Genomic DNA, 15,306 nt, shown 5'->3' with positions numbered 1-15,306 from the left:
AATTCGATAAATAGACATTCAGTAATGAAAAAAATCTTGTTATCAGGTTTGTTGTTAGCAGCTGCCGTTGTTGCTAAAGCACAGAATTCAGAAGTCGATAATGCCGAAAAGATGATGTTACTTGGTCAATTGGATCAAGCTAAAGCATCAATCGATAAAGCAGCTTTACATCCTAAAACAGGCATTCAGCCTAAAACCTATTTGCTAAAGGGTAAGATCTATGGTGCAATTGCCTTAGATACTGCTAAAAAGAATTTGGATTATGATCCGACTCAAATCGCTTACGAATCTTTAAATAAGGCAAAAGAGTTAGATACTAAAAAGCAATTGGATGAAACCGAATTGAAAAACGGTTATTTCAATGTATATGCTTCGGCTTATAATAAAGGGATTGCAGCCAACAATAAAGAAGATTATCAAACAGCTTTAAAAGAATTCAAATTTGCTTCGGAGGTAAATCCACAGGATACTTCTTTGTACTTGAATATCGGTATTATGGCTGAGAAGGTTAAGGACAATGCTTCAGCTAAAGCATCTTATCAAAAGCTTGCTGATATGAATTATAACAAGGAGCCTTATGTTTACCATCAGCTGGCAGAATTATATAAAGCTGAGGGTAATAAAGAGGCTGTTGTAGCAACTTTAGATAAAGGCCGTAAAATTTTCCCTAGTGATAACACTTTAATGATTGATGAAATCAATTTTTATTTAGGGGAAGGAAAATCAGATGTAATAGTTGATAAGCTGAATAAAGCTATTGAAGCAGACCCTAATAATAAAACCTTATATTTCACTTTAGGTGTTACTTACGAGAATGCTAAAAAACCAGAAGATGCCAAAGCTGCTTACAAGAAAGCATTACAGGTAGATCCAAATTACTTTGATGCCAATTATAACCTTGGTGCTTTGTATTATAATGAGGCGGCTGAGATCATTAAAAAGGCAAATATGTTGCCTGCCAACAAAGTAAAAGAATACGATACTGAGCGTGCTAAATTCCAGGCTAAGGCTAATGAAGCATTACCGTATTTAGAAAAAGCTTACGAGATCAATCCAAAAGACAGAAATGTTATCATTTCATTGAAAGAGGTTTACGCCCGCACCAACCAAAAACAAAAATATGATAAGGTTGATGCTGCTTTAAAAGCGTTGGAATAATTTACACAGATCGATCTTAAATAACATAAAAAGGCTTCCGCAAAACGGAAGCCTTTTCAATTATAAAGGTTTTAAGCTTAAAGTAGTATTCCGGAAAGAATTATTGAAGCTACTGTAAAATAGATGACCAAACCAGTTACGTCAACTAAAGTAGCAACAAATGGAGCTGAAGATGTTGCAGGGTCGAAGCCAAGTTTTTGTAAAACCAAAGGCATCATGGAGCCCGACAGGGTTCCCCATAAAACCACACCAATCAATGATATGCCAACTACCAAGGCTATCAATAGCCAATGAGGGCCGTACATATAGGGGAATATGGCATGCCAGATGGCTATACGAGCAAAGCCTACAATTCCAAGCATTGATCCTAAGATAATACCCGAAACGATCTCTTTGTTCATTACTTTCCACCAGTCGCTCAATGAAATTTCGCCTAGTGCAAGCGAACGGATAATAAGTGTAGCCGCTTGAGAACCTGAATTACCACCGCTGGAAATAATTAATGGAACAAACAAGGCAAGTACCACCGCCTTCGAAATTTCATCTTCAAAATAGCTCATGGCCGTTGCGGTAAGCATTTCACCCACAAAAAGGATAATTAACCAACCCGCACGTTTCTTGATCATTTCAAAAAGAGGTGTTTCTATGTAGGAGTCTTCCAAAGCCTCCATACCACCGAATTTCTGAATATCTTCGGTATCTTCTTCCTCCACAATGTCAAGGATATCATCAATGGTAACGATACCGATCAGTACATTGTCGGAGTTTACAACGGGTAGCGAAACACGGTCGTATTGTTTAAAAACCTCAATGGCATCTTCTTTATCGTCATTTGCATGCAGGTAAATAAAATTGCCATCCATCAGTTCGTTTATTTTTCGATCTATAGGCGAAAGAAGGATATCATTAATTCGAATTTCATCGATTAAATGTCCACCACCATCAATAACATACAAAATGCCTAATGATTCGGTTAAATGGCCATAACGACGAATATGGTCGAGTACGCGCTCAACGGTCCAGTATTCTTTTACAGAAATATAGTTAGGAAGCATGGAACGCCCAACGCTGTTTTCGGGGTAGCCAAGTAAGGTACTGGCCACGCGACGTTCTTCGGGACTTAAAAGTTCAAGGAGTTGTTTAACCACCGGACCCGGTAGTTCTTCGAATAGCGCAGTACGGTCGTCGGCCCACATTTGATTCAAAATGTCGGCAACGCGTTCCTGTCCTAATCCCTTCATCAGATCTTTCTGGATCTTGATGTCGAGGTATTCAAAAGTATCGGAGGCTAATTCGCGGGGAAGAACCCTGAAAACAATAGCGCGGTCATCAATCGGAATATCTTCAAACAACTCGGCTAACTCACTAGGGTGCCAGTCTTTTATAATTTTTCTTAGGGCAAAAAACTTTTTTTGCTCAATCAGTTCTAAAATTTCCTGGATCTGAGTTGTTTCAATCATGTTTTCCGACTAATAAAATGCTACATGGGTGTGAATTTAATTTTTTGCAAAAGTAGAATAATTTATGGTTTTAAGTTCACATTTCTGCTTAATAAAAGTCATCAATTAATAGTTTCTTGCAACGCAAAAACCGTATGGAAACTCCATACGGTTTTTGAAAAAGAACTCTTATGATCATTCAGGAAATAAAATTCATTTATACCTTGGGCAGCCTCAAATAACGACTGGATCTAAAACCGTCCTTCTAAAATCTTACTTTAATTCGGCTTGCTTATATTTCTTGAACCAGCTTCTTAGTTTAAGTTGGATAACGCCCAAAATTGCTTCCCTGAAAATCTTCGGGCTCATTTTGGAAGTGCCTGCTGTACGATCGGTAAAAATAATGGGTACTTCTACCAGTTTAAAACCATGCTTAACGGCGGTAAATTTCATTTCTATCTGAAAAGCATAACCAATGAATTTGATCTTGTTCAGTTCAATGGTTTCTAAAACCTTCCTGCGGTAACATTTAAATCCTGCGGTATAATCGTGGATCTCAACGCCTGTAATCACACGGCAATAACGGGAAGCAAAATATGACATTAGAACACGTCCCATTGGCCAGTTAACCACATTTACCCCGGTAATATACCTTGATCCAACGGCTACATCCGCTCCTCCAACACAAGCCTCGCGTAAACGAACTAAGTCTTCAGGGTTGTGCGAAAAATCACAATCCATCTCAAAAATGTATTCGTACTTGCGATTTAGTGCCCAGTTAAAACCATGAATATAGGCAGTACCTAGTCCTAGCTTACCTTTACGTTCTTCCAGGTACAAGCGCTCCGGAAATTCTTTCTGCAATTCTTTTACAATTTCTGCAGTTCCGTCAGGTGAGCCATCATCAATGATTAAAACGTGAAAAGGGAAATCTAATGAGAACACTTTGCGAATCATTCGTTCTACGTTCTCTTTTTCATTATAAGTAGGAATTATGACGATGCTATCTGAAAACACTGCTAATTGATTTGGAATGCGAATATACTTTTAAGAAGTATTAAAACGGAATTTCGATTTAAATATTACTGTAAGTTTTACATGATGAAGCGTCCATGGCTCAATAAAAAAGCCCTTTCTTACAATAGAAAGGGCTTCTTAAAGAATAGAATTCTGAATGAATATTAATGAACGCCGTGCATCATTTTGATGATTGCTTTGTAAATCAGGAATAATACACCTGCTGCACCTAATGACATAAACATTAATAACATGAAGAAGTCATTAAGGTTATTGATAGCAAATCCAAAGAATTCGGTGACTTTGCCTGGCTCCGGATAATAACCGCTTAATACGCCAGCAAATTTGTTTGCAGCTGCGTTAGCAAGGAACCAAACAGCCATCATTAAAGAAGCAAATTTTGCAGGAGCTAATTTATTTACCATTGATAAACCAATAGGAGATAAACATAACTCTCCAAAGGTGTGCATAGCATACATGCCTACCAACCACATCATGCTTACTTTAGTAGTTGAAGCTACATCTTTTACACCAAATGCGATGTATAAATAACCTACAGAAAGTAATAAAAGACCGATTGCCATTTTCAAAGGAGAAGATGGTTCTATACCTTTTTTACCTAAATAAGTCCACAGCATGGCAAATAAAGGTGCACAAGAGATTACAAAGAATGCATTAACTGATTGGAACCAACTTGCAGGAATAGTATATCCAAATAACACACGGTTGGTTTGTTCTTCAGCAAAGAAGTTCAAAGAAGCACCTGCTTGTTCAAATGCAGCCCAGAAAAATACTACGAAGAACGATAAAATGAAGATTACTGCAATTCGTTGAATTTCTATAGAAGTAAGTGGAGCATCTTTTTTTACAGTTCCATCAGCCGATTTAGCAGCTTGAGTAGGTTTTCCGCCAATTGCTGCTCCATCAGGAGTAACAATGTATCTATCTTTTAAGAAATGGAACATGATTAAGCCTAGCACCATGCCCACACCGGCAACAAGGAAGCCCCATTTAAAATCAGCAGCTGAACCAGTATCTCCAACAAGTCCACAAGCTAAAGGAGCAATGAATGCACCTAAGTTGATACCCATGTAGAAAATGGTGTATGCAGAGTCTTTTCGGCTGTCTTGCGGCTCATATAGTTGGCCTACCATTGTTGAAATGTTTGGCTTAAAGAAACCGTTACCTAAAATTAAAAATCCTAAACCTGCATATAAAAATGGAGTGAACATGGCAGGATCGGAGTAATAATGTCCAGAGAAAAACATCAATAACTGACCAATAGCCATTAAAATACCGCCCACCATGATGGAACGACGATTACCCCAGTAACGATCCGCAACATAACCTCCAATTAAAGGAGTAAGGTATACTAACGAGGTGTAGTTACCATACAATGCTGAAGCAGCTTGTTTATCAAATAATAATGCTTTTGTTAAAAATAGTGTTAGCAATGCGCGGTTACCGTAATAGCTAAAACGCTCCCACATTTCAGTGCCAAACAACACATACAAGCCTTTAGGATGTCCTGTGGCTGCTTTTTGCTCCAATACAGGAGAGTGTGATGGATTTTGATTCATTTCTGTATTATTAATGTGCTTTATTAGTTTAAGAGTGCTGATTGATGATGTTTCGTAACCACTTGAGCATTATGGCAATAGCTAAAGCAGCTACCATGCAAGCTGCGAAATTTACGAAGAAAAACCATGCTTTGATGTCATATTTATCCCACATGCTTGCCAATACTCCTGATAGTTTATTACCAATAGATGTGGCTAAAAACCATCCTCCCATCATCAATGAAGTTAAGCGTGGAGGACTTACTTTGGAAACTAATGATAAACCAATTGGGCTTAAACATAATTCTCCAATGGTAACCACCGCATAGGTGCTTATTAACCACCATGCTGATGTTTTTTCAGTAGTTATATCAGTACTTAGTACAGCTGCTGCCATTACTAAGGTTGATAATCCAGTAATGACCAGTCCCCATCCAATCTTTGCCGGCGTTGAAGGTTCTTTACCTTTTCGTCTTAAAAATCCAAAGAATGAAATAACAACAGGTGTTAGTATAATTATAAAGAAAGGGTTAATTGATTGGAAAATCTCTGTTGAAACAAGATCTAGTTTTTGACCCTCTTGAGGCCATTTATCTTTTGACAGATTCTGGAAATAAGGATCAGGTGTTAAAACATTTTGTTTATGCCCATCCAACATTACTGGTCGGAAATAAGCATCATATTTTGGAAATGAATCAACTTTGCTGTCCAGTTCCTGAATCATTCCAAACGGTTTGGCAATGGGCGCGACTTGCGGAGAAATTGAACGATCAGTATGAGTTTCAGCATAGAACGTTAGAGCTGATGCATTTTGCTTGAATACAGCCCAAAACACAATGACCACAACAAATACTGCTAACAGCGCTGAAATCTGCTGTTTATCATTTTTATCAGCTTTCCACCAGATGCTGAAATAATAAATAATTACAGGGATACATCCGAAAATAAAGGCATCTGTTGAATCAGAACCCAAAATATTACCCGGAATAGCTATCCATGCTAAAGCTCCAACTACAATTACCGGCAAGAAAACGAAAAGCAGAACTTTAGATACTGGGGTGTCATTAGGATTGGCAGGTTTAATTATATCAGCTTCCTTAATGTGTTTGGTTCCTGCTAAGAACCATGCCAGGCCGATAAACATTCCAATGCCTGCAGCAGCAAAGGCATAACCCCAACCATAGGCGTTACGCATATACGCAGCCACAAAATTGCATATAAAGGCCCCTATGTTAATACCCATATAAAACAGGTTATAACCGGAGTCCTTATTGGCTTTAAATTCTTCAGTTGAATATAAATTACCCAGGAGGGTAGAAATATTGGGTTTAAAGAAACCGTTTCCGATAATGATTAATAAAAGGGAGATCCACATGGCGGTATACCCAGGAACGGCTAATCCAAGGTAGCCTATACCCATTAAAACGCCACCAATTAAAATTGATTTGCGATAACCCAATAAACGATCAGCTAATAAACCTCCAAGAAAAGGTGTAAGATAGACTAAACCTAAGTAGGTGCCAACAATATCAGAAGCTTCTGCCCGATGAAGGCCCATACCCCCTTTAGGATCCATGAGATATAATGCCAGAATACCCAGCATTAAGTAATACCCAAATCGTTCCCACATTTCTGTAAAAAACAGAACCCTCAGCCCTTTTGGGTGGGCAGATTTATTAATTGGCATCTTTCGGTTACTTGGTTTTATATTTATTCTTTTATTGATTGGTTTAGAGGGAAAAGATTTTCCCAAAGGTGCTAAAGTAGAAATATTTTTCTGTTATGGAAATGATAAGGATCAAGAAAAAGCCCTGAAGAGGGATTTTGATCGCTATTGATTGAATATCAAATGGTTGCTAAGTTTGAGGATGGAGGGATTAGTTTATGTGCGGGTGGTAGGTATTGATTATCAGTTTGTTATTTCTGTATGGCGTAACGGTACTTTTATAAGTATGTTGTTACAAAACAGAAAAACACGCCAGATACGTGCTTTTCTGTTATATTTTAATTTAAAACTATAAATTATTAAGAATAAAGTTAATCATCATGGTTTGCAGTTGATAGCGGTAATTTACTCCGTGATGCTCATTAGGGTAATAGAAACTCTCAAACTGTTTATTCTTTTTAATTAACGCTAATGACATTTCTGCCGAATTTTGGAAATGAACATTATCGTCAAAAGTGCCATGAATAATTAAGTATTTACCTTTTAGTTTATCGGCATAATTGATAGGGGAGTTGTCATCATAGCCAGAAGGATTTTCCTGCGGAGTTCTTAAGAAACGCTCAGTATAGATCGAGTCATAATATCTCCATGAGGTTACCGGTGCACCTGCAATAGCCATTTTAAAGACATCGGCACCACGGGTAATAGCTAATGATGCCATATACCCACCAAAGCTCCATCCATAATAGCCTATGCGCGATGCATCAACGTATGATTGGGTTCCTAACCATTTGGCTGCATCAATTTGGTCCTGAATTTCATATTTACCCAATTGCAGGTACGTTGCCTTTTTGAAATCGGCTCCACGAGCACCAGTTCCACGGTTATCCATGCAGAATACAATGTATCCCTTATCTGCAAGGGTTTGAAACCAGATGTCACCACTGTTCCAGCTATCTAATACTAACTGATGACCCGGACCGCCATAAGCATACATAAACACAGGATATTTTTTGCTTGCATCGAAGTTAGCCGGTTTTACAACCCATGCGTTTAATTTGGTTCCATCCGGCATTGGAACTTCCATTAACTCCTTTTTTTGGTAGTTAAAACCTGCAAGTTGTGTGTTCAATTTTTGGTTGTCTGCTAAAACACGAACTTCTTTTCCGGTTTTATCTTTTAAACTGAAAACAGCAGGCGTATTGAAATTACTATATGAATTAATGAAATAAGAAAAATCAGTACTGAAAGTAGCATTATTGGTGCCTTCAGTAGTGGTTAATTTCTTTTTGCCGGTACCATCTAATTTAATTGAATAAATGTCTCTTTTGGTTGGCGAAGTCTCAGCAGCCTGATAATAGATGATTTTTGATTTTTCATCAAATCCATAAAGAGATGTTACTTCCCAAGGCCCTTTGGTGATCTGACGGATTTGTTTTCCGTTTAAATCATATAAATAAATATGGCGGTAACCATCTTGCTCAGTAGTGGTGATAAATGATTTATTGTCGCTTAAAAAGGATAAGTCATCGGTTACTTCAACATAACGTTTATCAGTTTCAGTAAACATTAATTTCGTTGTTCCGGTTTGTGCGTTTGCCAATAAGTATTCCAACTTATCCTGATGACGATTCATTCTGAATACACATAAAGTATTCGCGTCATTGGTCCATTTGATTCGAGGAATGTACTGATCTTTTTCCGGTCCAACGTTAACGGTTGTAGTTGAACCACTGCCAAGATCATAAACATGGATGCTTACAATTGAGTTTTTCTCGCCCGCTTTAGGGTATTTATAACGATATTCTTCAGGATATAATCCGTTATAAACCGGGATGCTGATTTCCGGAACTTCCGTTTCATCAAATTTATAATAGGCTATTTTCTTGCCATCCGGCGACCAGAAGAAAGCTCGGGCAAATTCAAATTCCTCTTCATAAACCCAGTCAGTGCCTCCATTAATGATCTTGTTTTTTACCCCGTCAGTGGTGATCTTTTTCTCTTCGCCGCTAAGAAGGTCTTTTATGAAGATATTGTTATCACGAACGAATGCAATTTTTGAAGCATCAGGTGAGAAATTAGCATATTTCTGCTTGCCGCCTTCAGAAACAGGAGTTAATGTTTGGGTATTTCGATCTAAAATATAATTGTTGATCAGATTTGAACGACGATAAACAGGCTCCGTCTCGGTTGCGATCAATACTTTGTTCTCATCGTTACTAAATGAATAATCATCTAACTTAATGTTTTTGCCGTTGTATTTCAGCTGGCTGTTTTTAAGAATGGTGTCTTTAGCCTGGCCTGTGGCATATTCGTATTTCACCACATAACTATCGCCTTTGGTTCGGTCATTAACCAATGATGAATAGTTTTTTCCATCTTTCATTGAATTTAAACCGAAAACTCCTCCTGCCACAAAACTGCGTTTCATGTAAATATCTTCGAGGGTAATTGGCTTCTTTTGTGCAATGCCTGCCAGCGGTACTAAAAATAAAAGTACCAGAGTAAAAATCTTCTTCATAATAATTTGAACAGGTTATTGATATGGGTGATTAGTTCTTCTTTTTGTTGATTGGTATTCCTTGAGGGTTTGCAAGTTTTTTGGGATCGTTATAAAGTTCATCCGCTTCTGAGGCCTCATTGGTTAAGTTTATATTGGTCATATAAACCCATTTGCCTTTTTCATATTTCAAACCATCGTATGAAAGATCGGGCCCATAATATTCGAAATTCCCTTTTTTACTCTGATCAGTCGGAACCAGATGGTCAAAAACAATCCATTTTTTCGATGGAATATACTTTAACATCATCGAAGCTGATTTACTGTATTCAAAAATCATACGGTTAACAGTTTTACCGGTACTGTCTTGCAATATTGGAGCTCCCATGCTAATAAATCCATCAGAAATGGTCAAAGGCTCAATTACTCTCATCGAGGTTTTAGGGCTATTGCCTTTCCAGCCAAGTAATAAATAAGGTTCATTTGAGCTCGATGGAGCTATAATTTGATAATACTGAGCACCAAACCAATTTTCATTGGATGTAACCGTATCTTGTCGGTTGATGATAAAGTCGGTATAGTCTTTTAAAGGATAAAGCTCCAGTTGCTTTGAATTATTTATTTGAATCGCTCCATAATAACGATAAGTGCCATCTTCATTTGCGAAAGGCCAGCTAAAAATTCTAAACTTATTTGAAGGATCTTTAGTGATCGAAATGGTTTTTAATGAATCAAATGGATAGTTAAATGATCCGGGCGTTTTAAGAGCAGTAACTAATGTTTTAATAAATGTATAGGTGGAATTGCGTCTTTCCATCTCGTTTTCACTGTTTATTGCCTCGGCGTCAATCTTTCGTAACGTTTTTTCGTACTCTTTAAGCTGTTCAACCGTTCTTGTTTGTGCAAATGCAGTGGTTAACATCAAACAAAAACAGGCCATTAAGGTTATACTCTTTTTCATCTGCCTTATAATCTGCCTCAAATATAATTAATGGCTAATATTCCAACTTTAAACTTTTATTTGTCACAAAAATGATAGCTAAATGATGTAAACGAAAAGGCCAACCACGTAAATGATTGACCTTTTATTTATTAATTGATAAATCGGTTTTATTTAGCTTTAGCTATTGGGCTAACAACACCATCGCTGCTCATTTTAGCCACAATAATATTAGCAAATTCGGTAGCAGCTTTATCAATATCGGTAGGGTTTAGCGTAGATGACTGACCAGACCATACTAATTTTTCAGTGGTAAGATCATATAAGTTAGTTTCGAGGTAATAGGTTTTATCGGTAGTGTAATAACCCGGATCGTACATGGCGCCCATTCCACCATAATATCCATAGAAATTACCATAATAGGGGCCTGGCATATAGGTGGTTCCGGGAACGTAGCGAGTTTCTGAATCTTTATTTACTAATGCCACTGAAACAATTCCATCGCAACCCGCTTCTTTGAATTTTTGAATTAGTTTTTCTTTGTCTATGTTTTTGTCTTTTGTAAAATCAGGAGGAAATACCGATGTACTTTCGGTTGCTTTTGCACCAGTGGTTGTTAAAGCCGCCGCCATTTTGTCTTCTATTGTTTTTTTATAGGCTAAATTCTGGCCTAAAGCAACAATGAACAAGTTTTTATAGGCTTTAGGTGCAGCATCTTTATCTTTCCAGGTGGCGGTTACTTTTGTGGCGGGAGAGCAGGAATTAAATAAGATAGCAGAAGAGATAATGAGTGCCAGACACCTGGTGCCAACACTTTTAAGAGCGTAATTTTTGATCATAAGTCTATTAGTATAGATTTCTAATATTTAGCGATTAGTGTTTTTTTAACAATTAGCTGATAACTAAGTGTCTATATTAAATATATATAAAATCTGTCAAAAGATTACTTATAGTTTATAATTTAAATATTACAGTTTGATAAAATAGGTGAGAAATAGATTTTAGTTATTAGTAGTGAGGCGAATGTTATTGATTGTTAATTATTTAACATAAAAGAGCCGGCTTTTGCCGGCTCTTTTGTATGCTATGTAAGATTTAACTAATTCAGGTTTTCAATTACTATGGCAGATGCTCCGCCTCCGCCATTACAAATACCAGCTACGCCAATTTTACCGTTTTGTTGTTTTAATACCGATAGTAAAGTAATAACAATACGCGCTCCCGACATACCAATTGGATGACCAAGTGCAACAGCTCCACCGTTGATATTAACTTTTGCAGGGTCAATATTTAACTCACGATTATTGGCCACTGACACTACAGCAAATGCTTCGTTAATTTCAAAAGCATCAACAGTTTTTATATCGATTTTACCTTTTGATAAAGCAAGGGGGATTGCCTTTGCAGGAGCAGTGGTGAACCATTCAGGTGCCTGCTGAGCATCAGCAAAAGAAACAATGCGAGCTAATGGTTTAATGCCCAATTCTTTTGCTTTGTCGGCACTCATTAATACCACAGCCGCAGCGCCATCATTAATGCTGGATGCATTTGCCGCGGTAACAGTTCCTTCTTTTTTGAAAACAGGACGCAAGCCTGGGATCTTATCAAATTTAACTGCTTTAGGCTCTTCATCTTCACTTACCACTGTTATCCCTCCTTTGCCTTCAATTTCCACCGGAGCGATCTCATCTTTGAATAAACCTTTTTCCTGAGCATTCAATGCTCTTTTGTATGATTCGATGGCGAAGTTATCCTGATCTTCACGGGTAATATTACATTCGGTGGCGCATAATTCAGCAGCGCTACCCATATGGTAGTCTTTGTAAACATCCCATAAACCATCTTTGATCATGGCATCTACCACCTGCTGATTACCTAACCGGTATCCTTGGCGGGCTTTGTCGAGGTAATATGGCGCATTGCTCATGCTTTCCATTCCACCGGCAACCATAATATCGTTGTCGCCATTCATTATTGATTGAGCAGCCAACATAATTGCTTTTGTTCCCGATGCACAAACTTTGTTTACCGATGTTGCAGGAAGGTAAGGTAAGCCAGCGAATATGGCGGCCTGCGTGGCGGGTGCTTGTCCTAAATTAGCCGAAAGAACATTTCCCATAATAACTTCCTGAACTTGTTCAGGCTTTATTCCGGCTCTTTCAACTGCCGCTTTAATAGCTACTGCGCCTAATTTAGTGGCTGATAATGATGATAAGCTGCCTCCCAAACTGCCAATAGGAGTACGGGCTACAGAAACTATAACAACTTCTTTCATGCTAAATTATAAGGTTATATTGATTGTTTAAGAGCTGCAATTTAGACAAATTTTATGGATCTAAAATTGCAATTTAAAACCGTAAATAAGCCTTTTGAACATATATTCGCATTATTGTGTTATTTTGTATTTCTTAGTTTTATTTATTTGTTAACACGTGATCATTAACAGCAAATTACTCCGATTGTTCAGGGTTAAACATGCAGGGCTCTATCATATTTTTATGTTGCTTATTTGCGTGTTAGTAGTTGTAATCATACTGCCTAAAGAAAAAAGATTTAAGTTCGAATTTGAAAAGGGGAAGGTATGGATGCATCCCGACCTTATTTCTCCATTTAATTTCGCCATTGAAAAATCATCAAGAGAGCTAGAAAGCGATAAAAAAGAAGCTGTGGATGCTGTTTTGCCAGTATACAGGTTTGATAATAAGGTTACCGCTATTGAACAAGAAGCTTTTCGGATTGATTTTGACTTTAAATGGAAAGCCCGGTTTCAGGAAAAAACAAACAGGGCAAAAAATTTTAAAGCAGGAATTGACCTGATCGATGAGTTTTACAAAAAGGGTATAATTCAATTAAATAATCATTACCAAAAGAGGAAAAACGCCGACTATTATCTTACCATTGTACAGAACAACGTTGCGGCCAGCACGAACTCATCTGCTTTATATACACCTTCAAGAGCCCTTGATCAGGCTCGTATGGCTGTTCAGAAGGATAAGAGTCTCGAGTTTTCTTTTCTTATCGATATCATTCAGGATCATCTTCAGCCAAATGTGATCTTTGATGAAGGGCTGACACAAAAATTAGAACAGGAAGCTGTTGAAAGCGTATCCTTATATCGTGGTATGGTTCAAAAGGGTGAATTGATCGTGGCTCAAAAAGATGTGGTTACGGAAGATGTTTACAAAAAAATTGAATCACTCCGGAAAGAATACGAGCAGACAGGGCTGTTTTCCGGTAGCAGAAGAATAGTTGCGCTTGGACAATTAATTGTAGTGGGTATTACGCTTTCATTGTTAATGATATTCCTTTTCCTGTTCCGTAAAGATCTCTATTACGATTATAGGCAGCTTTCATTAATCCTTTTTATAGTTTCCGGAATGCTCATTACGCTTTCATGGGCTATCAAAGTAGAACTTCCCAGCTTATATTATATACCTTATTGTATAGTGCCTATAATAATAAGGTTGTTGTTTGATGCCCGATTGGCACTCAATATTCATATTTTGGTAGTACTTATTGCCGGGTTCTTTGTGCCGAATGGTTTTGAGTTCGCATTTTATCAGATCACTGCGGGCATGACTGCCATTTATAGTATTCAAACTTTATTAAGACGATCACAATACCTGGTTTCTGCCTTTTTAATTTTGATGACCTATTTTATTTGTTTTGCAGGCACTTCATTCATTCATGAAGGAAGTTTCGTGCAGATAGATTTTATAAATTTTGCGCCTTTTGTATTAAGCGTTCTGCTTTCATTGTTGGCTTACCCGATGATCTATTTGTTCGAAAAGCTTTTTGGGGTTACGTCCGATATTACATTAATGGAGCTTTCCAATACAAATAATCCTTTGTTGCGAGAACTGGCGTTTAAAGCTCCAGGAACTTTCCAGCATTCAATGCAGGTTGCAAATTTGGCTGAAGCGGCCATTTATAAAATAGGAGGGAATGCCTTGCTGGTCCGAACCGGTGCACTTTATCATGATATCGGTAAAATGCGCGCGCCGAATTATTTTATTGAAAATCAAAAGAAAACCGGTAATCCTCATGATGAGCTGACCTATGAAGAAAGTGCTCAGATCATTATCCGCCATGTTACTGATGGAGTGGAAATAGCGCAGAAAAATCATATCCCTGAGACGATCATTGATTTTATAAGAACCCATCATGGAAATACACGGGTGGACTATTTCTATCAATCTTTCCTTAAAAACTTTCCTGATAGGATCTTTGATGAACAGATATTCAGATATCCAGGACCGATACCATTTTCAAAAGAAACAGGCGTGCTCATGTTAGCTGACTCAGTTGAGGCTGCATCTAGAGCACTTAAAGATCCTGATGCACGTAGCATTGATAATTTAGTTGATAAAATAGTTAACTACAAGCTTGATCAGCAGCAATTGGTAAACACTGATATCACACTAAAAGATATAGAAACTATTAAGCAAATGTTTAAGCAAATGTTGATGAGCATCTATCATGTACGCGTTGAATACCAAAGTATGGGTGTTAAAATACCCGAGAAACCCTTTGTAGAGTCATAATTGAAGAGATTTTGAAAAAAATAATTGGCTGAAAGTGAGCTAGTGAGCTCAATTGGCCGAAAATTATTTGAAAAAGTTTTTGGTGGAAACTTCTTATTTCTATATTTGCAGTCCCGTTACGAAACGGAGTTCTTAAATAAGTTTTCGAAAGCAGGTGAGGTGCCTGAGAGGCCGAAAGGAACGGTTTGCTAAACCGTCGTACGCNCCAAAAGTGTACCGAGGGTTCGAATCCCTCCCTCACCGCTTAAAGTTTTCGGGGTGTAGCGTAGCCCGGTATCGCGCCACATTTGGGATGTGGAGGTCGTAGGTTCGAATCCTGCCACCCCGACCAGAAAACTTTAAGACAACGTTAGTAACGCCTCGGGGTGTAGCGTAGCCCGGTATCGCGCCACATTTGGGATGTGGAGGTCGTAGGTTCGAATCCTGCCACCCCGACGGAAAAAGAAAAGCTCAATCATGAAAATGGTTGAGCTTTTTTGTTTT

10 protein-coding genes and 3 tRNA genes are annotated in these 15,306 nt (G+C 37.9%); 5 read left to right on the top strand and 8 right to left on the bottom strand.

The annotated features are described in order from the left end of the window. Nucleotides 1-24: 24 nt before the first annotated feature. Nucleotides 25-1,158: a tetratricopeptide repeat protein gene (locus tag C3K47_RS17980; protein ID WP_103790552.1), complete on the top strand. Its 1,134-nt coding sequence runs from the start codon at nucleotides 25-27 to the stop codon at nucleotides 1,156-1,158. A 77-nt stretch (nucleotides 1,159-1,235) separates the two neighbouring features. Here C3K47_RS17980 and mgtE read toward each other — a convergent pair whose 3' ends face one another. The 8 genes from mgtE to C3K47_RS17940 form a co-directional block, all read right to left on the bottom strand. Continuing rightward, complete coding sequence (gene mgtE / locus C3K47_RS17975; protein ID WP_103790551.1) at nucleotides 1,236-2,618, bottom strand: magnesium transporter; 1,383 nt, start codon at nucleotides 2,616-2,618, stop codon at nucleotides 1,236-1,238. Between the two features lie 252 nt (nucleotides 2,619-2,870). Beyond that, on the bottom strand, nucleotides 2,871-3,614 hold the full coding sequence (locus C3K47_RS17970) for a polyprenol monophosphomannose synthase (protein WP_103790550.1): 744 nt from the start codon (nucleotides 3,612-3,614) through the stop codon (nucleotides 2,871-2,873). Between the two features lie 164 nt (nucleotides 3,615-3,778). Beyond that, nucleotides 3,779-5,194 (bottom strand): peptide MFS transporter, encoded by a 1,416-nt coding sequence (locus tag C3K47_RS17965; RefSeq protein WP_103790549.1) that lies wholly within the window; start codon nucleotides 5,192-5,194, stop codon nucleotides 3,779-3,781. Between the two features lie 28 nt (nucleotides 5,195-5,222). Continuing rightward, nucleotides 5,223-6,860 (bottom strand): peptide MFS transporter, encoded by a 1,638-nt coding sequence (locus tag C3K47_RS17960; RefSeq protein WP_103790548.1) that lies wholly within the window; start codon nucleotides 6,858-6,860, stop codon nucleotides 5,223-5,225. Nucleotides 6,861-7,188: 328 nt separating this feature from the next. Next, nucleotides 7,189-9,360, bottom strand: a complete 2,172-nt coding sequence (locus C3K47_RS17955) for a S9 family peptidase (protein WP_103790547.1) — start codon at nucleotides 9,358-9,360, stop codon at nucleotides 7,189-7,191. A gap of 31 nt (nucleotides 9,361-9,391) precedes the next feature. After that, on the bottom strand, nucleotides 9,392-10,300 hold the full coding sequence (locus C3K47_RS17950) for a hypothetical protein (protein WP_103790546.1): 909 nt from the start codon (nucleotides 10,298-10,300) through the stop codon (nucleotides 9,392-9,394). A gap of 149 nt (nucleotides 10,301-10,449) precedes the next feature. Next, nucleotides 10,450-11,118: a hypothetical protein gene (locus C3K47_RS17945; RefSeq protein WP_103790545.1), complete on the bottom strand. Its 669-nt coding sequence runs from the start codon at nucleotides 11,116-11,118 to the stop codon at nucleotides 10,450-10,452. A gap of 260 nt (nucleotides 11,119-11,378) precedes the next feature. Continuing rightward, nucleotides 11,379-12,554, bottom strand: a complete 1,176-nt coding sequence (locus tag C3K47_RS17940) for an acetyl-CoA C-acyltransferase (RefSeq protein ID WP_103790544.1) — start codon at nucleotides 12,552-12,554, stop codon at nucleotides 11,379-11,381. A 223-nt stretch (nucleotides 12,555-12,777) separates the two neighbouring features. On the opposite strand from C3K47_RS17940, the gene C3K47_RS17935 reads away from it, so the two are divergent. The 4 genes from C3K47_RS17935 (at nucleotide 12,778) to C3K47_RS17920 (ending at nucleotide 15,258) form a co-directional block, all read left to right on the top strand. Further along, on the top strand, nucleotides 12,778-14,823 hold the full coding sequence (locus C3K47_RS17935; RefSeq protein WP_394341690.1) for an HD family phosphohydrolase: 2,046 nt from the start codon (nucleotides 12,778-12,780) through the stop codon (nucleotides 14,821-14,823). 153 nt (nucleotides 14,824-14,976) lie between these two features. Continuing rightward, nucleotides 14,977-15,066 (top strand) — tRNA-Ser (locus C3K47_RS17930). Between the two features lie 11 nt (nucleotides 15,067-15,077). Then, nucleotides 15,078-15,154: transfer RNA gene (locus C3K47_RS17925), tRNA-Pro, on the top strand. A gap of 30 nt (nucleotides 15,155-15,184) precedes the next feature. Next, nucleotides 15,185-15,258 (top strand) — tRNA-Pro (locus C3K47_RS17920). Nucleotides 15,259-15,306: the final 48 nt, after the last annotated feature.

It is taken from the genome of Solitalea longa (assembly GCF_002920915.1).
GTDB lineage: Bacteria > Bacteroidota > Bacteroidia > Sphingobacteriales > Sphingobacteriaceae > Solitalea > Solitalea longa.
The sequence above is the reverse complement of the archived record's forward strand: the minus strand, read 5'-3'. Positions and strand labels throughout refer to the sequence as shown.